Below are 233 nucleotides of genomic sequence, written 5' to 3'. Positions count from 1 at the left end.
AAGCCCTCGCCGCCCAGCGCCACCGTCTCCAGGCCGACATGCATCAGGATTTCCGCGCCGTTCTCAGCCCGGATCGTCACCGCATGACCCGACCGGTGCACGCTCAACACCGTTCCGTCGCAAGGCGAAACCAGCACCGCCCCCACCGGATCGATCGCCACCCCGTCCCCCAGCATCCGCTCCGCGAACACCGCGTCCGGAACCTCCTCCAACGGCCCCGCCCAGCCCGCCAA

Annotated in this window: 1 protein-coding gene; it reads right to left on the bottom strand. The window is 70.0% G+C overall.

The features are described from left to right. Nucleotides 1-233 (bottom strand): PTS sugar transporter subunit IIA (locus AC2YHT_RS25695; RefSeq protein WP_487292621.1); only part of this gene is annotated, 233 nt, incomplete at both ends.

This window comes from Caulobacter sp. SRI_008, from assembly GCF_057586355.1.
Note: the sequence above shows the minus strand (reverse complement) of the source record. Positions and strands in the feature narration are given on the sequence as shown.